Annotated in this window: 17 protein-coding genes and 1 pseudogene; 14 read left to right on the top strand and 4 right to left on the bottom strand. The window is 53.8% G+C overall.

Features of this window, described 5'->3' with window-relative positions; all coding sequences use genetic code 11:
• The first annotated feature begins 109 nt into the window (after positions 1 to 109).
• The 4 genes from PCH05_RS02150 (at position 110) to PCH05_RS02135 (ending at position 4,500) form a co-directional block, all read left to right on the top strand.
• The gene (locus PCH05_RS02150; protein WP_127600191.1) at positions 110 to 514 is read left to right on the top strand and encodes a PH domain-containing protein; all 405 of its coding nucleotides are present in this window, start codon (positions 110 to 112) and stop codon (positions 512 to 514) included.
• 362 nt (positions 515 to 876) lie between these two features.
• The gene (locus PCH05_RS02145) at positions 877 to 2,682 is read left to right on the top strand and encodes a glycoside hydrolase family 30 protein (protein WP_164766512.1); all 1,806 of its coding nucleotides are present in this window, start codon (positions 877 to 879) and stop codon (positions 2,680 to 2,682) included.
• A 233-nt stretch (positions 2,683 to 2,915) separates the two neighbouring features.
• Positions 2,916 to 4,352, top strand: coding sequence for a PAS domain S-box protein (locus PCH05_RS02140; RefSeq protein WP_164766511.1), 1,437 nt, complete (start codon positions 2,916 to 2,918; stop codon positions 4,350 to 4,352).
• A complete protein-coding gene (locus tag PCH05_RS02135; RefSeq protein WP_246049327.1) occupies positions 4,342 to 4,500 on the top strand; it encodes a hypothetical protein in 159 nt (52 codons plus the stop codon). Before PCH05_RS02140 ends, PCH05_RS02135 begins: the two co-directional genes overlap by 11 nt.
• A 120-nt stretch (positions 4,501 to 4,620) precedes the next feature.
• On the opposite strand, the gene PCH05_RS02130 is transcribed toward PCH05_RS02135, so the two are convergent.
• On the bottom strand, positions 4,621 to 5,538 hold the full coding sequence (locus PCH05_RS02130) for an ArsR/SmtB family transcription factor (protein ID WP_127600185.1): 918 nt from the start codon (positions 5,536 to 5,538) through the stop codon (positions 4,621 to 4,623).
• Positions 5,539 to 5,702: 164 nt separating this feature from the next.
• Between PCH05_RS02130 and PCH05_RS02125 the strand changes: the two genes are divergently transcribed.
• The gene (locus PCH05_RS02125) at positions 5,703 to 7,457 is read left to right on the top strand and encodes a glycoside hydrolase family 2 protein (protein ID WP_127600183.1); all 1,755 of its coding nucleotides are present in this window, start codon (positions 5,703 to 5,705) and stop codon (positions 7,455 to 7,457) included.
• A gap of 164 nt (positions 7,458 to 7,621) precedes the next feature.
• Positions 7,622 to 9,487: a beta-L-arabinofuranosidase domain-containing protein gene (locus tag PCH05_RS02120; protein ID WP_127600306.1), complete on the top strand. Its 1,866-nt coding sequence runs from the start codon at positions 7,622 to 7,624 to the stop codon at positions 9,485 to 9,487.
• Between the two features lie 93 nt (positions 9,488 to 9,580).
• On the opposite strand, the gene PCH05_RS02115 is transcribed toward PCH05_RS02120, so the two are convergent.
• Positions 9,581 to 10,459, bottom strand: a complete 879-nt coding sequence (locus PCH05_RS02115; RefSeq protein ID WP_127600181.1) for a LysR family transcriptional regulator — start codon at positions 10,457 to 10,459, stop codon at positions 9,581 to 9,583.
• Positions 10,460 to 10,609: 150 nt separating this feature from the next.
• On the opposite strand from PCH05_RS02115, the gene zwf reads away from it, so the two are divergent.
• The 6 genes and pseudogenes from zwf (at position 10,610) to PCH05_RS02090 (ending at position 18,219) form a co-directional block, all read left to right on the top strand.
• A complete protein-coding gene (gene zwf, locus PCH05_RS02110) occupies positions 10,610 to 12,157 on the top strand; it encodes a glucose-6-phosphate dehydrogenase (RefSeq protein ID WP_127600179.1) in 1,548 nt (515 codons plus the stop codon).
• 67 nt (positions 12,158 to 12,224) lie between these two features.
• The gene (fsa, locus tag PCH05_RS02105; protein WP_127600177.1) at positions 12,225 to 12,890 is read left to right on the top strand and encodes a fructose-6-phosphate aldolase; all 666 of its coding nucleotides are present in this window, start codon (positions 12,225 to 12,227) and stop codon (positions 12,888 to 12,890) included.
• 33 nt (positions 12,891 to 12,923) lie between these two features.
• Positions 12,924 to 14,342, top strand: a complete 1,419-nt coding sequence (gnd, locus tag PCH05_RS02100) for an NADP-dependent phosphogluconate dehydrogenase (protein ID WP_127600175.1) — start codon at positions 12,924 to 12,926, stop codon at positions 14,340 to 14,342.
• Positions 14,343 to 14,497: 155 nt separating this feature from the next.
• Positions 14,498 to 16,818, top strand: a pseudogene (locus tag PCH05_RS02095) (winged helix-turn-helix domain-containing protein); the annotation flags it as partial.
• 30 nt (positions 16,819 to 16,848) lie between these two features.
• The gene (locus PCH05_RS28080) at positions 16,849 to 17,190 is read left to right on the top strand and encodes a response regulator transcription factor (protein ID WP_371860504.1); all 342 of its coding nucleotides are present in this window, start codon (positions 16,849 to 16,851) and stop codon (positions 17,188 to 17,190) included.
• 114 nt (positions 17,191 to 17,304) lie between these two features.
• Complete coding sequence (locus PCH05_RS02090) at positions 17,305 to 18,219, top strand: NAD(P)-dependent alcohol dehydrogenase (RefSeq protein ID WP_127600172.1); 915 nt, start codon at positions 17,305 to 17,307, stop codon at positions 18,217 to 18,219.
• 237 nt (positions 18,220 to 18,456) lie between these two features.
• Here the strand turns inward: PCH05_RS02090 and PCH05_RS02085 are convergent, their stop codons facing one another.
• Both PCH05_RS02085 and PCH05_RS02080 read right to left on the bottom strand, forming a co-directional pair.
• Positions 18,457 to 19,344, bottom strand: a complete 888-nt coding sequence (locus PCH05_RS02085) for a fructose bisphosphate aldolase (protein WP_127600170.1) — start codon at positions 19,342 to 19,344, stop codon at positions 18,457 to 18,459.
• Positions 19,345 to 19,443: 99 nt separating this feature from the next.
• A complete protein-coding gene (locus PCH05_RS02080) occupies positions 19,444 to 20,613 on the bottom strand; it encodes an ROK family transcriptional regulator (protein WP_127600167.1) in 1,170 nt (389 codons plus the stop codon).
• 218 nt (positions 20,614 to 20,831) lie between these two features.
• Here PCH05_RS02080 and uxaC point away from each other — a divergent pair, with 218 nt between their 5' ends.
• Both uxaC and PCH05_RS02070 read left to right on the top strand, forming a co-directional pair.
• A complete protein-coding gene (gene uxaC, locus PCH05_RS02075; RefSeq protein WP_127600165.1) occupies positions 20,832 to 22,238 on the top strand; it encodes a glucuronate isomerase in 1,407 nt (468 codons plus the stop codon).
• A gap of 17 nt (positions 22,239 to 22,255) precedes the next feature.
• Positions 22,256 to 23,539, top strand: a complete 1,284-nt coding sequence (locus tag PCH05_RS02070; protein WP_127600163.1) for a nickel pincer cofactor-dependent isomerase, group 22 — start codon at positions 22,256 to 22,258, stop codon at positions 23,537 to 23,539.

Below are 23,539 nucleotides of genomic sequence, written 5' to 3'. Positions count from 1 at the left end.
TTGCAAACGGAAATGCATTGTTCGTTTCGCCCACGCTCTGAAACATAACCGGATCATTTGCGTAATAGTAATTGAAATATGCATATGTACCATATGGGAGGCAGGATGAATGTCGAATCAAGGAGGATCTGCAACGCGGGGCGCATTAGTCTGGTCAGGGAGAAAATGCACCATTTTCGGTCTGCCGATTTCTTTTACGAAATATTTTGTTTATGAGAAGCGGCTGGTCACGAGAAGAGGGTTCTTTAACCTGGTCGAAGACGAGTTGGATTTTTATAAAGTGCTGGATAAGAGTATCGTTTTGCCGTTTTGGCAGCGGGTATTCGGTTGCGGTTCGATTCATTTGAACGTTGCCGATGTCGATACGCCCATCAAAGTGCTGGAGTCGATCAAGCATCCCCGCGAGGTATACGACCAGATTGACAGCATTGTGACCGGTCTGGCAGGCAATAACTCTTTGCGGACGGCAGCCAGCATTCTGGGTTCAGTCAACCAGGGAGAGTTTCTGAATTAGAATGATTAGCGGAATGCGGATGTAAAATATCATAAGCTGCTCATAGCGAGAGGAAGTTCGGGGTGACACCTAAGCTTCATCGATTGGCCCGCGTCCTGGGGACGCGGGCTTTATTGTGGTTGCAACGGGATGCGGAGTCCTTTTACAACGTTCTTAGCAGCTCATATCGAAATCAGTCATCAACGTAGGATCAAAAAGTCACTAAAGTGGTAGCCTGCTTTCCGGTGGCTTTATATAATCGTCGCGTAAGCATGCAGAGGTGCACGGATAAGGGGGGATGGCCGAAGCATTTTGCCGAATCGTCACAAGTCGTACCTTGGTTCCCGGGTGTTACATCATCTTCAAGCAAAGGTGGTTTTGTCGTGGGAAGAAAAATGGTCAAAAAGCTGATGAGCGCTGCCCTATGCACCCTATTGACGGCGGCGGTCGCGGTACCGCTTACCGCACATGCGGCAGCGGACGTCACGGTCAACTGGAACGACGTGAAGCAGGACATCGACGGATTCGGTGTCTCGCAAGCCGGATGGTCCGATGCCATCTACGATCTGCAGGAGCCGGCACGCAGCCAGGTCATGGACCTGCTGTTCAAGCCGGATACCGGCATCGGCATATCCATTTTCCGCGGAGCGCTGTTCCCTCAGTTCAACCCGGCTCCGGGACAATATGATTTCAGTGCAAGACCCGATCAAGTCTGGGTCATGCAGCAGGCCAAGGCCCGCGGCGTCGATAAGCTGATCGCGAGCACCTGGAGCCCGCCGGCCTGGATGAAAACGAACAACTCTACGACGAGCGGCGGTTACCTGAAGCAGGAGAACTATGGCGATTACGCCCTCCTGATGTCCAAATTCATCAAAGCGTACAAGCAGCAGTTCGGACTCGATCTGTACGCGGTGTCCATTGCCAACGAACCCAACTCGATGACTTTCCTGTCCTGGGATTCGAGCGAGTGGAATTCGACCAACTTCGAAGTTTTTCTGAAGGACCATTTGAAGCAGGCGATGATTAACGAAGGTGTCCAAAATACCAAAGTGATCGCGGGCGAATCGTCGTGGTGGTCGGAGGATTTGATCAAGGATTCGCTGAACGATCCGGCTGCGGCAGAAAGGCTCGATATCGTAGCCGGCCATAACTACCCCGTTCCGGTGATCAATACGGAGCTCCCGACGACTCCGTTTTCGACCGCGGTCTCCAAGGGCAAAAAGGTATGGATGACCGAAGTGTCCAAGGTGGACTCCTATGATCCGGGGATGGGCTCCGCGCTCAAATTCGCCAAGCAGACGCATGCCTTCATGACCAAAGCGGGTGTCAACGCATGGATGTACTGGACCGGCGCCATTCCCGGCAATAACGACGAAGGCCTGATCAATGTCGACAAGGCCACGAGCACGTTCCAGCTGACGAAACGGTATTATGCCTTCGGCAATTTCAGCAAATTCATCAAGCCGGGTTACGTTCGCATCGGCGCAACGGACAGCCCGCAATCGGGCGTATATACCTCCGCTTATAAGGATCCGGCCAGCGGCAAGTTTGCGATCTTGGCGGTGAACGACAACGATGCCACCGCGCAGGTGAATCTGGTGCCGAGCGGGTTTTCGGCAGGGAAATTGACTCCTTACACGACTAACGGCGATTTGAACCTTGCCGCCGGACCCGATATCCCGCTGGCGGGAGGCAAGTTCCAGACGGCGATTCCGCCGAAAAGCGTGGTCACTTACGTCGGTGAGAACGGTTCGGCGGTTCCCCAGGAGCAGGCCATGACGGACGACTTAGGCGACTGGTCCAAGACGTTCTCCCATACCGGCGGGCTGAGTATGGACACGACAAACAGCGGTTATTTTAACGGTGATACGTCCCGCGTCAAGCGGAGCGCGGGAACGACCGAGAGCTTTGTATACAACGTTGCGAACATGACCCGGTTCAAAGCGGATTTATATCAATTCAGCGTGTGGGACGGCGTGGCTTTTTATGCTTCGCCGGATAACCAGAACTGGACGCAGGTGGCGCATACGAGCACGCCGGGCGTTTACACGGGCAGCAAATGGTATCAGAAGACGTATACGCCCGTGCAGCAGCTGCCTGCAGGAACGAAGTATTTGAAGATTGAATTATCGGGCAGCGACTCCTGGGAGAAACAGGTATCCAGAGTGGTCATTTATTCGCTCGTCTGATTCGCGTCCATGCTGGAAGAGGAAGAGAGGGGCAGGCTCCCGAGCCTGTCCCTTTTTTAGAGTACCGGAACATATGGAAACCGAAGCCGAATCCTTCTGATAGCGACGGGTGAATGGGCCGGCGCTGATATCGATTATTGAAAGCCTGCCTGACTTCAAGGAAGGAGGCCCGCATCGTTTCGTCGAATGAATGTGAAATGCTTTCTATATATTCGTCGTGGGAGTGTGGGCATATGGGGAAACCGACGTTCGGCCTCGTGGAATATTCTCAGGAAGAACTGATGGAAATGCTTCTGGAGCAGCAGGGCATGACGTTTAAATTTAAAAAGATTGAAGGCAGGTTCATACATACTTTCTGCACAGGCCAGCTGCTTGGCAAAATCGGCTTGACGCCCCAGCAAGTGGTCGGGCGAGAGCTGAAGGAGTTCTTGAGGGAGGATTTTGCGGCTGCCAAAGAGGAGTATTACAGCCAGGCCTGGGAGGGGAAGGAGGACGTGAGCTATGAGGGCGAGCTGCTCGGCGTGTCCTATCTCGCGTCGCTCCGTCCCGTCAAGCGCCATGGGAAAGTCGTTGAGGTGATCGCTTCCTGCGTCGATATTACGGAACGCAAGGTCAGCGAAAAAGAGCTGACGGAAACGAAGGAGCTGCTGGAATCCTTGTTCGAGAGCTCCGTGGACGGCATTTGCATCATGGACACGTCTGGCGGTGTCATACGCATCAACGAGGCGTTTGAGAACATCTACGGCTGGAAGAATGCCGAGCTCATCGGCAGACCGGCCCCCATGTTTCCGGCCCACTTGGAAAACCGGATCGATGAAATTTACAATCATCTGAATGCGAACAAAAAAGTGATCCATTTAGAGACGATCCGTCCGCGCAAAGACGGTGAAAACATTCATGTTTTTCTTACGCTGGCTCCCATTCAGGACGCGGAGGAAAACATCATTGCTTTGACCGTCATTACCCGGGACATTTCCGAGCGCAAAAAATTGGAGGATTTCTACCGGAAGGCGGACAAGCTGAACGCTGTAGGCCAACTGGCGGCGGGCTTGGCGCACGAAATCCGCAACCCGCTCACTTCGCTGCGCGGATTTTTGCAGATCATGCAGTCCGGAAGAGCGGAGAAGGGCGAATATTACGACATTATGCTCTCCAAAATCGATCGGATCAACAGCATCGTCAATGAGTTTTTGGTTATAGCCAAGCCTTATCAATCTAATGCTCAGAAAAATGATCTCGTCCGGATTTTGCAGAGTGTGGTTACACTGCTGGAGGCTCAGGCGGCGCTGAACAATATCAACATCGCCACGGAAGCGGACGACGATTTTCCACAGGTGGTCTGCTCGGAAATGGAGATCAAGCAAGTATTCGTAAACATTCTGAAGAACGCCATCGAGGCGATGCCCCGCGGAGGGGATATTCGGATTCAAGCCAGCGTCCTCCAAGGAAGCGTACGGATTCGTTTCATTGATCAGGGCGAGGGGATCAGCGAGAAGCAGTTTCCGCGGCTGGGGGAGCCCTTTTATACGACGAAGGAAAAAGGGACGGGCCTCGGGCTCATGATGTGCTACAAAATCATCGGCGACCATAAAGGTGAAATCAGCATCGACAGCGCTCTCTCGAAGGGAACGACATTCGACATCATGCTGCCGCTGACAAGTGATTCCTAACTTACACGCCTTGGTGAGCGTAGCATACCGATCAAGCGATCGAGACGATCTCGTCCGAGGTCGGCTTCACCTCCCCAGCCGATTTTACGATTCATTCGTTAAATCGGTCGGCATGACGCCGCTCGAGTGGCGCATGCTGGCGCGCTGAATAGTCAGTTCGAAGGAACGGTCCTAGGGCGGTTCCTTTTTTTCGACCGTCGTGTACAGGCATGAAGACAGCCGAACGGTCATGTTATAAATTCATGACCGTTTTTGCTGCAGCCAGAGACTAATAGCTGATCCTGACCTGAATATCCTGCTCGTAATTGCCGAAGTGTCGGCCGAACAGGCTGACACCGCCGGCATTCCTTGCGTCCTCCGGAGAGAGGATGCGAAAACGTATTTCTTCACTTGGCAGGATCGGAATATCCTGTATGGATACGTCGGACAGACGGACACCGTCCATATACGTGCCGGATGACGTAACCGAGAGCGTCTTCAACAGCCCGTGCTGGGTATTTCCGGGCTCCCACCACGAGGGGGTAAGCTTTCCGCGGTTTTTGCCGAAGTCGCCCGGAGAAGTCCAGACGCATACGGGAACGTCATTAACCGTGAACGTAATATCCGACGCCCAATCCTCGTCGTAACCCGGAGCTTCGGAGCCGATTTCCAAGGAGATCCGCAGGCCGCTGATACTGCTTTTGCCGGAGACATAATTCGGAATCCGGTACTCCACATATCCGCTGGAGAACCAGATATGCTGGGCTTTGACATGCTCGGGTTCCGCAAAATACCTCGGGTCGTCGCGCATTCCGATCAGCTTGGTTTCGGAGGCGAGTCCGCAAGTCGGCTTCACCAGATAGGCGGAGTACTGACCGACAGGGATGTTAACGTCATACGCATCTAGCTCGGATTCGGCGCTTTCCCCGGCTTCATCCGGTTTGAAGATGAGCGATGCCTGATCCAGACGAAGCGTGCACTGCTTTTGCATTCCGCGTTTGCCTGCGATGTGCTCCGTATGGAGGATACCCGCTTCTTCCAGCTGCTGGACGTGCTTTGTGATCATTGCGGATGACATATTCAGTCTCTGCGCCATCTCCCGGATGTTGAGGTTCTCCTTGCTGAGCATTTCAATCATCCGGATCCGGGTTTCCGAGGCCAGAGCCACAAATAACGATAGATTTTCCTGGCTTACCTTGATCTCCATTTCGGGACCCACCTTAGCATGAAAATGATATAGTTTAATTGTATAACCAAATGATTAACTAAACAAGAAAATGATTGACTAAAAATACCGATTATTTTAAGATCTACATGAGAATTATTAAATTAATAATTAACCATTTGATTAACTAAAGGAGCGAGTCGCAGATGGAAGAACGAAGCAGCGTGTCAACACCCCGTCCCGAATACCCGCGCCCCCAATGGGTGCGCGACAGCTGGATCAATCTGAACGGATCATGGCAGTTTGAAATCGATCATGGCAAAAGCGGAAAGCAGCGCGGCTATCAACAGCCTGAGCACGACCTCTCGGGAACGATCACGGTTCCCTTCTGTCCGGAAAGCAAGCTGTCCGGCGTAGAGTACAAGGATTTTATGGCAGCCGTATGGTATAAACGCGAATTTACCGTCCCGGAGCTTTGGATGAATGGAAGAGTTCTGCTGCATTTCGGCGCCGTGGACTACGACACCGAGGTGTGGGTTAACGGGACGTCCGTCGGCACGCATCGCGGAGGCTATTCCTCGTTCAGCTTTGACGTAACTGCGCATGTTGTGGCAGGCACGAACGTGGTAACTGTCTACGCGGAGGACGACGTCCGGTCAGGCGGTCAGCCGCGCGGAAAGCAAAGCGAAAGATTCTACTCGCATGGCTGCGATTACACGCGGACAACGGGGATCTGGCAAACCGTATGGCTCGAGCAGGTGCCTGAAGCCTATCTCTCGGACATGAAATTAGTGGCTGATCCTGGCAATGCATGCGTGCATCTGGAGGTGAAAACAGTCGGGAACGTCTCGGGAGCGAAGCTGACAGCCTCTGCCTTCTATGACGGAAAACCCGTTGGGGATGCCCAAGCGCTCATCCAAGGCCCCTCCGTCCAATTGACCGTTCCGTTGTCGGAGACGCATTTATGGGAAGCAGGGCATGGCCGGCTGTATGATCTGAAGCTGACCCTGAGCAAGCAGGATCAGGCAAGCGACACCGTGGATTCATATTTCGGATTGCGGACGGTCCGGCTGGACGGGATGGCGTTCAGGATCAATGAAAAGTCCGTATTCCAGCGTCTTGTGCTGGATCAGGGCTTTTATCCGGACGGCATCTATACGGCTCCAAGTGACGAGGATCTCCGGAAGGATATCGAAATTTCGCTGGGGCTTGGCTTTAACGGAGCAAGACTGCACGAGAAGATGTTCGAACCCCGGTTTTTGTATTGGGCTGACCGGCTGGGGTACCTCGTATGGGGAGAGCATGCGAACTGGGGGCTGGACATTACCACCACGGAAAGTCTGGCGCGGTTCTTGCCGGAATGGATGGAGGGAATGGAGCGCGACTACAATCATCCTGCGCTTATCGGCTGGTGCCCATTCAATGAGACTTGGGACCGGGACGGCGCCAAGCAAAATAACGAGGTGCTGCGCATCGTATACGAAATGACGAAACGGATGGATCCGACGCGTCCGGTGATTGACACCAGCGGCAACTTTCATGTCGTAACGGATATTTTCGATCTGCATGACTATGATCAGAATCCGGAAACCTTCCGGGCGAGATACGACGCGATGAAAAGCGGCGGCGAGGTGTATAACACCTTCCCGGACCGTCAGACCTACGGAGGGCAGCCTTATTTTATCAGCGAGTATGGCGGCATATGGTGGAATCCCGACCAGAAGGACGACAAAGCTTGGGGTTACGGCGACCGGCCGGCATCGGAAGAAGCGTTTATTACGCGTTATGAGGGACTCACGAGCACGCTGCTGGATCATCCGATGATGTTCGGATTTTGCTACACCCAGCTCTATGACGTCGAGCAGGAAGTGAACGGTCTGTACACTTATGACAGACGTCCAAAATTCGATCCTGAAGTCATTCGCCGCATCAATTCCCGCAAGGCAGCGATTGAAGATTAAGGCAGGATTTTTTTGATATCAAGCCTGTTGTCAACGAGATGAACGGATAACCAAAAGGATCTCATTTGTCCGTGTGGTTCACGTGCTGCAGGAATAATAGCAGCCGTAAAATCATCTAAAGTCAGCCATTTTTTGCCTATATAAGGGGGTTGTTCCTTTTGACAATGCATCATAGCGTATTCCAAGCCTTGCCGCTCGGCAGCATCAAACCGCTCGCATGGCTGAAGGATCAGCTGCGGATCCAAGCGGACGGTTTGACCGGGCATTTGGAGGAGCATTGGCCTGATGTCGGTCCGGACAATGGCTGGCTCGGGGGAAAAGGCGAAAGCTGGGAGCGCGGTCCCTATTATCTGGACGGACTGATTCCTCTCGCTTATCTGCTGGAGGATGAACGCCTGATATCCAAAGCGGAACGCTGGATCGAATGGGCGCTTGCCAGCCAGAAGGAGAACGGCTTGTTCGGGCCGGAACGCATCGTAACCGTCAATAACGATATCGATAAGCGTTTTGATTGGTGGCATTACATGATCATGCTTAAGGTCATGACGCAGTATGAAGAGGCGACCGGCGATGCCAGAGTGATCCCTTTCATGACCGGATTCTTCCGCTTCGTCAGCGAGCATATTCAAGCCAACCCGCTGCGGGATTGGGCGCAGGCGCGCGGAGCGGATATGCTCCTGAGCCTGCACTGGCTGCATCGCCGTACCGGCGATGAATTCCTGCTTGAGCTCGCGGAGGAAGTGGCGTCCCAGACTATGGATTGGAGCGGCATACTGTATGATTTTCCGTTTTGGCGCAAAGTGGAGCAATGGGATCACCGAACGCATGTCGTGAATGTGGCGATGGGTATCAAGACGCCTGGCGTCCTCTATGAAATAACCGGAGATTCACGGCATCGGGAAGCGGTTCAGCGGGGCATCCGCAGCCTGATGACCTACCATGGGCAGGCGCACGGGCTTTTCTCGGGGGATGAATGGCTGTCAGGCACGCATCCGAGCCAGGGGGTTGAGCTGTGCGCCGTTGTCGAATACATGTTCACGATGGAGCAGCTTGTTCGCATTTTCGGTGACGGCGCCTATGGAGACATGCTGGAAAAGACTGCCTTTAACGCATTGCCAGCCGCGATTGCCGCGGATTGGAACTCGCATCAGTACGATCAGCAGGTCAATCAGATTCTGTGCAATGTTGCCGAGAGGGATTGGAGCAACGGCGACGATGCGAACCTGTTCGGGCTCGAGCCGAATTTCGGCTGCTGCACGGCCAATATGCATCAAGGCTGGCCCAAGTTTGTCTCGCATCTGTGGATGGGAGACGGAAGCGGCGGTCTTGCTGCCGTTTCCTATGCCCCCTGCCGCGTGAATGCCCGGGTCGGTGAAGGCGTAAGGGCGGAGCTGACCGTGAGCGGGGATTATCCGTTCCGGGATACCATATCCATCGAAGTGAAGATGGAGCGTCCAGAGACCTTTGCGATTAGGCTTCGCATTCCGCAGTGGTGCGCAGCCCCCGTCCTTCAGGTGAACGGTAAGGAAGTGGAAATCACGGCAACGAGCGGGTATGCCGCGATCCGGAGAGAATGGAGGGATGGGGATCAAATCCGTCTCCATCTGCCGATGATACCCCAAATGCATTCCAGGGGTTCTCATGCGGCAAGCATTGAAAGGGGGCCTCTGCTGTTCGCGCTTCCGGTCGGCGAGAACTGGCAGCTGCATCTCAAACGCGAGCGGTTTCATGACTGGGAGGTGTATCCCGCCACGCCATGGAAGTATGGCCTGCAGGAAGGGGCTGGCTTTGAAGTTAAGCTGTCCGTTATGCCGGCGCAGCCGTTCAAGGCTGCGGACGCTCCGGTACGGCTGCTGACGAAAGGACGGCTGGTGCGGAATTGGCGGATGGCGGGTAACAATGCGGACGCGCCGCCGCTGAACCCGGACGTGAACGGTTCGCCGCTCGAACCGCTGGAGCTCGTTCCTTATGGCAGCGCCAAATTGAGAATCGCCGAATTTCCGCTGGTTCCGCTAAGAGATTATCCGTGAATAACAAAAGCTGTCCTCCGTCTAATTCTGACTAGACGAGGGGACAGCTTTTTTAGATTTCAAAACCTGTTTCAAGATACGTCGGACTTTCGGTCAATGAACCATTTCGATGAACTTCGTGGCGGCGGTGGAAATCGGCATGTTGCGCATAATCATGAGACCGACCTTGGAAGGCGGGATGTCGATATCCAGCTTAATTTCGAAAAGGGAACCCTCCTTGAGCTCCTTGGACACGAATTCGCGCGTGACGAATGCAATACCAAGACCTCTGCGGGCACATTCGATAAGCAGATCCACGCTTCCCACCTCGATATCCGGCTTCAGCTCGTAACCGTATTTTTCGAACAGCTCCGTGATGGCCATCCGCACCCGGCTATTTCGCGAGAATAGAACCACGGGATACTCCATCAGCTGTTCCATGGTCAAGGTCTGCCCCTTCAGCTGCGCGTAATGCTCACCGGCAACAAAGCAATCCTGGAGCTGAATGCTCTCGGACACTTCCAGCAGCGAATCCACGAGCGGCATCCGTACGACGCCAAGATCGATCCGGCCTTCCTTGAGGTAGGTAATCACTTCCGGCGTCGTGCCGTGATGCAGATGGAGCTTGATGCCCGGATAGCGGGTATGGAATTCCTCCAGGAACGGGAGCAGGTAATGCTTGAACAAGGAATCGCTGCCGCCGATCCGCAGTTCGCCGCTGTCCAGCTTTTTCAGTTCGACCATTTTTTCTTCCGCCAAGGCAATGAGAATTTGCGACTGCTCGATATACGAGAACAGCACTTTGCCTTCCTGGGTCAGCTCCACACCCTTGGCATTGCGGTAAAATAGCGTGATGCCAAGCCGTTCCTCCAGCTGCTTGATCGCATGGCTGACACTCGGCTGGGTCAGATACAGCTCCTTGGCGGCCTGCGTCAAACTTCCCATTTTGGCGGCCCAATAGAAAACTTTATATAGTTCGTAATTATTAGTCATAGATGCAGTCTATAGCTCCTCGAAAATATATTAATTACATGCATGGCTCATATTTGTATTATAGTGAAATCCATAAGTAGATACCAGAGTTTCGCGGGAGGAAAACCACTCTTTTCCGCCATCGCGAATCGGAAGGAAGGAGCAAATCGAATGAACCCTACAACATTTGTATTGTTTGGAGCAACCGGGGATTTGGCCAAGCGCAAAATCTACCCTGCCCTCTATCATCTATATATCCATAACCAGCTGCCGGAGTCTTTTTCCGTGATCGGACTTGGACGCAAGGAATTTACCGACGAGACGTTTCAGGCTCATGTGAAGCAGTCTCTGCGCGATTTTTACCGGCTGGAGGTCCAAGAGGACGACACCCTGCAGGCTTTTGCGGAACTGTTCGGCTATAACATTCTCAATATTGATCATACCGGGGATTTTGTCCGGTTGAAGGAGCGGGTGGAAGGCTGGGAGCGGGGAATCGACGGCCAGGCCAACCGATTGTTCTACCTGTCCGTGGCACCGAATTTCTTCGGCATGATCGCATCCCAGATCGAGAAAAGCGGACTTGGCACCGTATCGGGATGGAAAAGACTCGTCATCGAGAAGCCCTTCGGCCATGATCTCGCTTCCGCGCGGGAGCTCAACAGTCAGCTCAGTCAGGCGTTCCGCGAGGAAGAGATTTACCGGATCGACCACTATCTCGGCAAATCGATGGTGCAGCAGCTGGAGGCGCTAAAGGAAGCGAATCCGGTCCTTCAGGCGCTGTGGACGAACAAAAATATCGCCAACGTCCAGATTACCGCGGATGAAACCGTCGGTGTAGAGGAACGCGCCGGTTATTACGATCAAGCCGGAGCCGTTCGCGACATGTTCCAGAACCACATGCTTCAGCTGCTGATGATGCTGACGATCCATGCGCCGCATAACATGGCCTCAGCGGAGGACATCCGCCTGAAGAAAAAGCAGATTCTTGAGGCGCTGGATCCGCTGCACCGCCCGGATGTGCACGAGCAAATCGTGCGTGGACAATATGCGGCCGGACAAGTTCAGGGCAAACCGGTTCAAGGGTATGCTTCGGAGCCCGGCATTGCGCCAGGTTCGATGAACGATACGTTTATCGCCGGCAGACTACATATCGATAATTATCACTGGCGCGGCGTTCCTATCTATATCCGGACGGGGAAACGCCTGAAGGCGAAAAGCACCCGAATCGTGATCGAATTTAAGGAACCGCTCAGCTCGAGCGCTCCTGCGGATCATACGTATGTTCCGAATCTGCTCGTGATCGAGATCGGTCCGAACGAAGGCATCACGCTCCAGCTGAATACCAAAGACCCTGAGCGCAAAGGAGAGTTTAAGCCGGTTCACATCGACATATACCCGGACCGGGCGGAAGCGCCGGAGGCTTACGAAACGCTGATCCAGGATGCGCTTGACGGCGACTCCACCTTCTTCGTGCATTGGGATGAGGTTGAGCTGTCCTGGCAGTGGGTTCAGCCGATTCTCGAAGCCTTTGCCGCAAATGAAGTGCCGCTTTATCCGTATGAGGCGGGATCTCACGGGCCGGATGCGGCCGCTGCGCTGCTGGCCAGGGACGGATACCACTGGTGGTTTGATGAACCGTCCGAATCCGCAGCTTCTGCATCGGCAAACGCAGCGGAGCCGGAACAGGCTGCAAATGTGGAAGAAGTGACCGTCGTCTGATGTTCCATGTTACTCAAGATTGAAGAGGAATTAAGACCAAAATCATACTTTCGGGAGGTTATGATCAATGAAGTTTTTTATTGATACCGCTAACGTAAAGGATATTGAGTCCGCTTATAAAATCGGTGTGCTGTCGGGCGTTACCACGAATCCGTCCCTTGTCGCCAAAGAGGGCGTAAAATTCGAGGACCGCATTGCCGAAATTTTGCAGCTCGTGCCGGAGGTCGAGTCGGTTTCCGCAGAAGTGACACCGGATGCCGAAACCGCGGAAGAAATGATCGCGCAGGCCAATGAGCTCATCAAAATCAACAACCATGACGATAAAATCACGATCAAGCTGCCGATGACCCTGGCAGGACTGGAAGCATGCCGTTACTTGTCCCGCAAAGGCGTCAAAACCAACGTCACGTTAATTTTCACCGTTAATCAGGCGCTGCTCGCAGCCCGCGCCGGCGCAACCTATGTTTCGCCTTTCCTCGGACGGCTGGATGACATTTCCGAAGACGGAGTGCTGCTGGTGGACAAAATTGCGCAGCTGTTCCGCACGCACGGGCTGGATACGCAAATCATCGCCGCATCCGTCCGCCATCCGGACCATGTAACACGCGTAGCGATGGCAGGGGCCCATATTGCGACGGTACCTTTCTCCGTCATTGCCCAGCTGGCCAAACATCCGCTGACCGACCAAGGACTGGAGAAGTTCGCGGCCGACTGGCAAAAGAGCATCAAGTAATCAGCATAGGAATCCGGGAGGAGAAGAAGAGCAATGAGCAGACAACAAATCGGCGTGGCCGGACTCGCGGTCATGGGGAAGAACCTGGCGCTAAACATGGAAAGCAAGGGCTTCTCCGTCGCTTTATATAACCGTTCACCCGAAAAAACGAGAGAGCTTGTGGCCGAGGCCGAAGGCAAAAACGTGGTCGGCACGTACAGCATCGATGAATTTGTACAATCTCTTGAATCGCCGCGTAAAATCATGATGATGGTCAAAGCCGGTGAGCCGACCGATGCGCTGATTGAGCAGCTGGTACCCCATCTGCAGGAGGGGGATATCCTGATTGATGGCGGAAACGCCTATTTCCCTGACACCGAGCGCAGATACAAGGAGCTTCAGGCCAAAGGTATTCGCTTTATCGGTGCGGGCGTATCCGGCGGCGAGGAAGGCGCGCTCAAAGGACCTGCCATCATGCCGGGCGGACAAAGAGATGCTTATGAGCTTGTCGAACCGATTCTTACGGCGATTTCCGCCAAAGTCAACGGCGATCCTTGCTCGACGTACATCGGGGAAGGCGGTTCCGGCCACTACGTCAAAATGGTGCATAACGGCATTGAATACGGCGATATGCAGCTGATCGGGGAAGCTTACCATCTGCTCAAGGATGTACTGAATCTTGGAGCAGAGGAGCTTCATGACATTTTTACGGAATGGAACCGGGGCGAGCTTGACAGCTACCTGATCGAAATCACGGCCGATATTTTCTCCAAGAAGGACCCGGAAACCGGACGCCCGATGGTTGATGTGATCCTGGATGCCGCAGGGCAGAAGGGAACGGGAAAATGGACGAGCCAAAGCTCGCTGGATCTCGGCGTGCCGCTGTCCATCGTGACGGAATCGGTATTTGCCCGCTTCTTGTCCGCAATGAAAGAAGAGCGCGTGCACGCTAGCCGGGTCCTCAGCGGACCGCAAGCAGAGCCGTTCGAGGGGGATGCGAAGGCATTCGTCGAAGCGGTGCGCAAAGCGCTGTATGCGAGCAAAATCGCTTCGTACGCGCAAGGCTTCGCCCAGCTCAAAGCCGCTTCCGAGGCGTACGGCTGGAATCTGAATTTCGGCGGCATCGCGATGATTTTCAGGGGCGGCTGCATCATTCGGGCTCGTTTCCTCGAAAAAATCAAGGAAGCCTACGACAAAAATCCGGAGCTGTCCAACCTGCTGCTCGACGATTATTTCGGCTGGGTACTGGGGAACCATCAGGAAGCGTGGAGAAACGTCGTATCGATCGCTATTCAGCGCGGCATTCCGGTACCGGCGTTTGCGTCGGCCCTGGCATACTACGACAGCTACCGCACGGAGCGGCTGCCGGCCAACCTGCTGCAGGCACAGCGCGATTATTTCGGCGCGCATACGTTTCAGCGCGTGGACAAGGAAGGCACCTTCCATTTTCAATGGATGGAATCCGGCGAATAACCGATTCTAAGCTTGGGGCGTTCAGACTTTACAGGTCTGGGCGCTCTTTTTCGTCTGCCTCCCGGCAGCGGGTAGCAGGCGAATCGACAGGAGAATTTCCTTAAGCCGTCGAACATACTTGTACATATTATACCGCTGCCGAGACCGGCGCAGAAATGGTGGTACCCATGACGGAGTCCCTATTGTACACCAAACTAACGATTCCTCCTCTGCGGGCCAAAATCGTGCAGCGCTCCCGCTTGATCGCTCGACTGAACGAGGGGCTGCACCGCAAGCTCACGCTCGTTGCCGCATCTGCGGGCTGCGGAAAAACGACGCTTGTCAGCGAGTGGCTTACCGGCTGCCCCCGACCGGCCGCCTGGTTGTCGCTGGACGCAGGGGATAACGACCCGGAGCGTTTCATGACATATCTTTGCGCTGCTCTGGAGAATGTCGGAGCCGATTGGGGCGCCCGGATGCCGGGGAGACTTTCGGCTCTGCAGCCGTTTCAACCTGAGCCTATGATGACCTTTATCATCAATGAGATCTGCACGATCCGAGACCCCTTCGTTCTTGTTCTTGATGATTACCACGTGATCGAATCCAGGCTGATTCGCGAAGCCGTAGCTCTTCTGCTGAAGCATATGCCGCCGCAGATGCATCTGGTTATCGCGTCCCGCGAGGAGCCGGAACTGCCCATTGCCCGGCTGCGGGTCCGTGATCAAATCACGGAGACGAGAATTGCCGATTTACGGTTCACTTCTTCCGAAGCATCCGAATTTTTGCGCGAGGTCATGGGCCTCCGCCTTTCGGAAGAAGATATATCCGTGCTTCATTTTCAAACGGAAGGCTGGATTGCCGGCTTGCAGTTGGCCGCGCTGTCCATGCAGGGGCAAGAGGATGCTTCGAGCTTCGTTCCATCCTTTCATGGCAGCCACCGCTATGTTCTGGATTATTTGGTCGATGAAGTATTACGGCAGCAGCCTGCGGACATACAGGCGTTTCTGCTGCGCACATCTATTGTTGACCGGTTGTGCGGTCCGCTGTGCGATGCCCTTTTCAATAGGCATAAGGATCGAATGACAGCGGAATCCGCCCCCTCGGGGCAGGAAATGCTGGAGGCTCTCGAACGAGCCCATTTGTTCATCGTTCCTCTGGATCATGACCGGCAGTGGTACCGATATCATCATCTGTTTGCTGAATTGCTGCAGCAGCGCTTACGTCAAAGCATGAGCGGCTCCAGGGACGGGCATGAGGGGATCGCCGAATTACATGTACGCGCAAGTGAATGGCTTGAAGACCAAGGACTTGATTTGGAGGCGTTCCGCCACGCTGCCGCTGCGCATGATCTGGACCGGGCCGGTCGTTTACTGGAGGGGAACGGGATGCCCCTGCTTTTCCGCGGTGCCGTCCTTCCGATCGTGCAATGGCTGGATTCCTTGCCCGGGGAGGAAGTGGACGCCCGGCCCTCGCTTGGCGTCATGCATGCTTCGGCACTTCTGATGGTGGGGCGAATCAGCGGCGTCGAACCCCGGCTGCAAGCTGCCGAAAAAGCGCTTCAATCATCAAGGCAGGACGACAAGGCCCGGGATCTCATCGGGCATATCGCCTCCATCCGCGCGACCCTTGCGGTCAGCAGGCATGAGGCGGACACGATCATGGCCGAATCCCTCCGTGCACTGGAATACCTGTATCCGGATAACCTTCCTGTCCGTACCGCGACGACATGGGCGCTGGGATATGCGTATGAATTGCAGGGAGATCGAGCTGCGGCCGGCAAAGCTTACGCGGATGCCTTATCGGAGAGCCGGAAAATTGGACATCTTATGATTACCATCATGGCCATGCTTGGGCAGGGAAACATGCAGCGGGCAGCCAATCGGCTAGCTGCGGCGGCTGATACCTATCGTGGCGTGCTGGATTTGGCGGGAGATCCGCCGCTGCCGGCAGCTTGCGACGCACACTTGGGTCTGGCCTGGATCAACTACGAATGGAATGACTTGATGGCCGCAGAGCACCATGCTCAGTTCGCGGTGAGCTGGCACGGCAGTTTGAACATTTGGACCGTGCCGTCGCGGCAGAGGTGTTTCTTGCCAGGTTGAAACTGGTGCAGGGAGACTTCGGTACCGCAAGTCTTCTGCTGTCTGAGACCGAGCATTCCGCCCGTCAGCAGCACTTTCTGAACCAAATTCCCGGTATTGCTGAAATTCAAGCGCTTGCGCTCCTACGCCAGGGGAATCTGGCAGCAGCTGCGGAACTGGCGCAAAACCACGGTTTGGGGATCATTCAAGCACGGGTCCTTTTGAAAAAAGGGGAAACGTCTGCGGCTATAGCAATCTTGAATTCGTTGCGGGGCCAAGCGGAAGAGCGAGGCTGGGAAGATGAGCGGGTCCGAATAATGGTTTTACAATCCGCTGCGCTGTACGCCGACGGCGAAAAGGATAAAGCGCGGAAGTTGCTATCCGATGTGCTTGCGGTTGCCTGCCCTGGCGGCTTTATCAGAACCTTCCTCGATGGGGGCAACCCGATGGAAAGGCTGCTTCGGGACGCAGCCGCCCAAGGACTTATGCCGGAGTATCTAAACCGGCTGCTGAAAGCCTTTGTCAGCCAAGACGCGAATGATGAAGAACAAGGCTGTCGTGAGCACTCGGCTGGGCGTCTTTCGGACACGCTCATTGAACCCTTGAGCGACCGGGAGTTTGAAATTTTGCGGTTGATCGCCCAAGGGCTTTCCAACCAGGACATCAGTGAACGGCTTTACCTTGCGCTGAGTACGGTGAAGGGACATAACCGCAATATATTCGACAAGCTGCAGGTCAAGCGGCGGACCGAAGCCGTCGCCCATGCCCGTAAGCTGGGGCTGCTGTAAGCTTCTTTGGACCGCCAAGCTAGGACTTGAATAGAGAAAACCATACTTTAGTATCTTCAAGTTCATCCCTCGCTCCAGTTATACTCATTACAAAATGAGTTGTGGAGGAAGCCCATGAAAGCAATCGTATGCACGAAATATGGGGCACCGGATGTGCTGAAGCTGAAAGAGATCGCTAAGCCTGTTCCCCGAGATCATGAAGTTCTCGTGAAAATAGCGGCAACGACGGTAAATTCGGGGGATTGCAGAATCAGAGGTTTGAGAGCACCTCTTTTACTCCAGATTCCGATGCGGTTCATCCTAGGTTTCCGGAGGCCGAAGCAGCCCATACTTGGGGTGGAGCTGGCTGGGGAAATCGAGGCGACTGGAAAAGACGTAAAGGGATTTAAGGCAGGTGATCGGGTGTTTGCATTCATGGGAATGAATTCTGGTGGAACGTACACCGAATATGTCAGCTTGCCCGAAAACGGATTTACGCTCTTGCTGCCGGATGGTGTGTCCTACGAGGATGGCGCGGCCCTTTCTTTCGGGAGTACAACGGCGCTGCATTTTTTCCGGAAGGCTGGCATTGGAAAGGGGCAAAAGGTGCTCATTTACGGAGCTTCCGGAGCGGTAGGGACTGCCGCGGTTCAGCTTGCCAAGTACTACGGGACTGAAGTGACCGGAGTTTGCGGGCCTAAAAATGTGGATTTGATCCGATCACTGGGGGCCGACCGGGTGACGGATTACACCAAAGAGGATTTTACGAAAAGCGGAGAGCAGTACGATATCATTTTTGATGCCGTCGGTAAAATTTCAAAATCCAAGTGCAGCAAGGCGCTGGCGCCAAACGGAACATTCGTTACGGTGGAGGGCCTGGAAGTAGCAAAAGTACGCAGAGATGATTTGAAGCTGCTGAAAACGCTGATGGAGGAAGGTCGATTTAAGCCGGTCATCGATCGGCGCTACCGGTTGGAGGATATCCCGGAAGCGCACAGGTATGTGGATGAAGGGCATAAGGTAGGATCCGTAATCATCACCGTGAGCTAAGGAAGCGATGTGAAGTACAGTTGCTGCCTTTGAGCATGAAATATCCTCTTCTACATGACCTCTTACGCTCATAACAACAAATCCGAGTCCGTATGTCAAAGAAACCCTGCCGTATTCAAGGTCAGGGTTTCTTCATTTTAGAAGCGTACGATATTAGGGTTCAGATCAATGAGAGTCCTGCTTGAATGAAGCATGACAGGCTGCTTATATGTTGATAGAGTTATCATCCTGCAATGGTTATAGTATCGATGCCTCATAGATCGCTTGGACGGATTCCGAGAGCATGGCATTGAATTCTTCGTCGGTTTGAGCGGCAGTCAGTCCCTGCGACAAGGCACGGGAGAAGCTGGCAATGAGTCCATGGTTGTGCGCGAGCTTGTCATTCGCTTCCGCTTGCGAATAGCCGCCCGATAACGCCACGATACGCACGACATGCGGATCTTCCATAAGATCGCTGTAGAAGTCGTTGACAGTCGGGATGGAGAGCTTCAGCATGATTTTCACATCGGGATCCAGAGCCGATAGTTGGGCGGAAATGGCTTCCTTAAGCAGTTTCTCCGAAGCTTCCTTATCCGCGCTGTGGATATCGACCTCAGGCTCGATAATCGGTACCAGACCCATCGCGGCAATTTGTTTGCCGACGGCAAACTGCTGCTCCACGACTTTTTGGATGCCGGCGGGATGGGCTTCTTGAATGACCGAGCGCATTTTCGTACCGAAAATATGTCTTTCGTTCGCGCGCTTCAGCAGATCGTCCAGATCCGGCATGGGCTTCATGAGCTGAACGCCGTCTTCCAGTTCGGCGAGACCCTTATCCACCTTGAGAAAAGGCACAATGCCTTTCTGTTCCCACAGGTAATCGGCGGTGAATTGCCCGTCAATGGTACGGTCCATGGTGTTTTCGAACAGAATCGCACCCAAAATGTGCTCGGAGCTAAACGCCGGGCTTTTGATAATGCGCGTTCTCATCTCATGTACCATGGCATACATTTCTTCTTCATTCGAGTAGCTGTCCTCTTGAACGCCATATTGCAGCAGAGCTTTAGGCGTACTGCCGCCGCTTTGGTCCAAAGCTGCGATGAAACCTTTTCCCGTACGGATTCGATTGAGCTGCGTTGTATTCATGAATGCTTCTCCTTCCTCGTTGTGGACTGAAATGACATCTTGAACCCTCTCATTATAGCACTTTTATTTCCAGACATATAATCGAGGCTGTGCAGCGAATCACGCTTCGTCCCCATACGGCAAATTCAGCACCGGCACATCGAGGAAGCGGGATATGGCCAGCGCGCAGGCTCCCATCACACAGGAGCTGTGTCCCATGCCGGACAGCGTCAGCTCACGGTAATGGCTGATTTTGGAGTGAAGGTGGCTGTGGATTTTGGGCAGCGATGCCGGATAGAGCCGCAGCAGCTCGCTCTCGATCACGACCACGTCGGGATTATACATATTGATCATATTATTTAATCCGATCGCCAGGTAATAGATGAATTGCTCCATCGTTTCCTGCGTATCTGCGTCTTGCTCCTCCAGCCAATCCCTTACATGTTCATAGGTGACCGGCTCGACTTGCTTACGCTCGGATAATTGTTCGAATACGCTCGTCTCGGAAGCATACTTTTCCCAGCAGCCTTGATTGCCGCAGGCGCAGGGGATGCCGCTTGGGACAACGATCATATGGCCGATTTCACCGGCGAAGCCGTCATGGCCGCGGAAAAATTTATTGTCCGTCATCATGCCCAGACCGATCCCGGAGTACAGGGTTACGCACAGCAGATTATCGGTCTGATGATGAATGAACGCCCGCTCGGCAAAAGCGCTGAGATTCGCGTTGTTTTCCAGATGGATGCGGGTGCCGACAGCCTTCTCCAGATCAGCCTTTAAATCGACGCTCGCCCATTGGAAGCGGGGAACGTATTGGATGGTCTCGTCCGTCGTCACCAGACCGTGAATGGCAATGACGATGCCGATGATGCCGTAACGGCTGTCCGAATATTTTGCTTGGCAGGTCGTTATATATTGAATCAGCAGCTGCAAAATTTCCGTATAGTCTTCCGTGTCCAGAGGAATCGTTTCCGTGAATACCGGGACGCCTGACAGATTGGAGAGCATAAACGATACTTGTCCAAAATCCAGATCGATCCCGAGGGCATAACCGGCCTCGGCATTCAAGGAAAGCATGATGGGCTTGCGTCCCACGGCGCTGTGCTCAAGCTGGGTTTCAACGATCAGCTCCTCCTCCAGCAAATCGGCCGCTTGGGCCGAAATGGTTGCTTTCGTAAGAGCCGTTATTTTCGAGAGGTCTGCTCTGGAGATCATACCTTCCTTCAGAATCTCGCGAATAATCAGCGCCCGGTTGATTTTTTTGATATATGAGGCGTCACCCGTAATCATTCATATCCTCCTAATAGCAAACGAATCGAATATAGTATTCCGATATTATATCATTTTAACGCGGGTAAAAAGAGCCTTGGAGCGGCTCCATATTGTCGATTGACAAATGCGTTGGCAGTTGGTAAGTTACCCTTATAATTAGTTAGTTTATTAAACAAATTAATAATTGTAAAGGGTTACAATTTCAAATCGGCTCTTGTGAGAGGAGAGTATGGATGATGAAACGCTTCATGGATGAGCACTTTCTGTTAAACACCGATACGGCCGTCCGATTGTATGAGAATGTGGCGGCGGAGCTGCCAATCTTCGATTTCCACTGCCACCTGGATCCCAAAGAGGTGTGGGAGAACCAGCCTTACCGGAACATTACGCAGCTGTGGCTGGGCGGGGACCATTATAAGTGGCGCGTGATGCGCATGCATGGTATTGGCGAGCGTTATATCACAGGGGATGCGGATGACCGGGATAAGTTCCGGGCTTGGGCCAAAACGATGCCCTATCTGATCGGCAATCCGCTGTATCACTGGACGCATTTGGAGCTGAAAAACGTATTTGGCATCGAAAAGATCCTGAGTCCGGACACGGCGGGCGAAATTTGGGAGGCGTGCAACCGGAAGCTGCAGGAACCTGAATTTTTGCCGAGATCGCTGATCGAAAGAGCCCGGGTAGCGTTCATCGGCACAACGGACGATCCGTTATCCAACCTCGAATACCATCAGAAGCTGGAACGCGATGAATCCTTTAAAGCCATCATTGCCCCGACGTTCCGTCCGGACGGCGCTCTGTTCATTGAACGGCCTACGTACGCCGAATGGATCGGGAAATTGGAGGAGGTCAGCGGTCAGGCCATCCGTTCCCTGGATGCTTTTTTGAAGGCGCTGCAAAGCCGGGTAGATTATTTTGCCGAGCATGGCGGCCGTGCTTCCGATCATGACATTCCGCAGCTTGATTACGTTCTTGCTTCCCAGGAAGAGGTCGCGGAGATTTTCAACATACGCATGGAGGGCCATCAACTCACGGACGCCGAAATTGCGGCCTACCGGTCATTTATGCTCAAAGAGCTTGGCAAGATGTACGCAGGCAAAGGGTGGGTCATGCAGCTGCATATGGGCGCGCTTCGCAATACCAATACGAAAATGAAGGAGCGGATCGGCCCGGATACCGGCTTTGATTCTGTTGGTGAAACGAATTTCGCGCCGGGGCTTGCCCGTTTCCTGGATGCGCTGGATCAGGAGGAAGCGCTGCCCAGAACCGTGCTGTTCAACTTGAATCCAAAGGACAATGCCGTTCTCGCCGGTATGATGGGGAATTATTACGAGGAAGGCATTCCAGGGAAAATCCAATTCGGCTCGGGCTGGTGGTTCAACGACCATATCGATGGCATGGAGAAGCAGATGAAGGATCTGGCAAACGTCGGTTTGCTGAGTCATTTTATCGGAATGCTGACGGACTCGCGCAGCTTCCTGTCCTATGCCCGTCATGAGTATTTCCGCCGTATCCTGTGCAATCTTCTCGGGGAATGGGCGGAACAAGGTCTCGTACCGGACGACATGAAATCTCTGGAGCGGATGGTTCGAAATATCGGCTACGGTAATGCCGAGAAATTTTTTCTGGATCGGCCTTAAGGAAGGGAGAATGAGTCATGGGCATTCTGCAGGAGCTGTTAAAAGATATTCCGATTCCGAAGATGGCCAAAGTGAAAGTGAATTTTGACGATCGACAGATTGATGATCTGGGGAGCGCGCTTTCGGCAAAGCTGCGGCAGGAACGGATTCGGCAAAAGATCAAGCCCGGCATGAAGATCGCGATTGCGGTCGGCAGCAGGGGACTGGACCGGATCGTGGAGCTCACGGCCGTGACCGTGAAGGCTTTGAAGGATGCGGGAGCGGAGCCGTTCATCGTTCCCAGCATGGGAAGCCACGGCGGCGCTACGGCGGAAGGGCAGCGTGAAGTTCTGGCGCATCTTGGCGTTACGGAAGAAAGCGCCGGCTGCGAGATTCGTTCCTCGATGGAAGTCGTAAAGCTGGGCGAGCTCCCGAACGGACTTCCGGTTTACTTGGACAAATACGCTTCGGAAGCGGACGGCATCGTCGTCATTAACCGCGTGAAGCCGCATACGGCTTTTCGGGGACCGGTGGAAAGCGGCATCATGAAGATGATCAGCATCGGCCTCGGCAAACAAAAAGGGGCGGAGGCGTGCCATCAGCTGGGCTTTAAGTATATGGCTGAAAATGTCCCCGCGATGGCCAAGATGATCATGGAGCAGAAGCCTGTGCTGTTCGGCGTCGCCACTGTGGAGAACGCTTTTGACAAAATCGCTGTGGTCGAAGTGCTCACGCCGGATGAGATCATCGAGAAAGAACCGGAGCTGCAGATGAAAGCAAAGGAGCTGCTGCCGAAGCTGTTTTTCGACCAGCTCGAAGTGCTCGTCATCGATCAGATCGGTAAAAATATTAGCGGTGACGGCATGGACCCGAATATTACAGGCCGCTATCCGACGCCCTATGCGCATGGAGGTCCGGACGTCAATAAAATGGTGGTCCTCGATTTGACTCCGCAAACCGAAGGCAATGCGAACGGCGTAGGGACGGCGGATTTTACGACACAGCGGCTGGTGGACAAAATGGACCGGGAAGTGACGTACGCCAACGGCTTAACATCGACCGTCGTCGCGCCGACGAAGATCGCCACCACGCTGCCGAACGACCGCGAAGCGATTCAGGCGGCGATCAAAACGAGCAACGTGCTCGATTTTAACAAGGCCAAGGTAGTACGCATCCAAAATACGCTGGTACTCAGCGAAATCGAAGTGTCAGAGGCATTATTCGAATACGTAAAGGGTCATCCCCAGATGGAGCTGTGCTCCGAGCCTTATGATTTTACCTTTAATGAACAAGGGAACTTGATACCACACAAAGGAGAGTAA

The sequence above is a fragment of the Paenibacillus chibensis genome, assembly GCF_004001045.1.
GTDB lineage: Bacteria > Bacillota > Bacilli > Paenibacillales > Paenibacillaceae > Paenibacillus_AQ > Paenibacillus_AQ chibensis.
The sequence above is the reverse complement of the archived record's forward strand: the minus strand, read 5'-3'. Positions and strand labels throughout refer to the sequence as shown.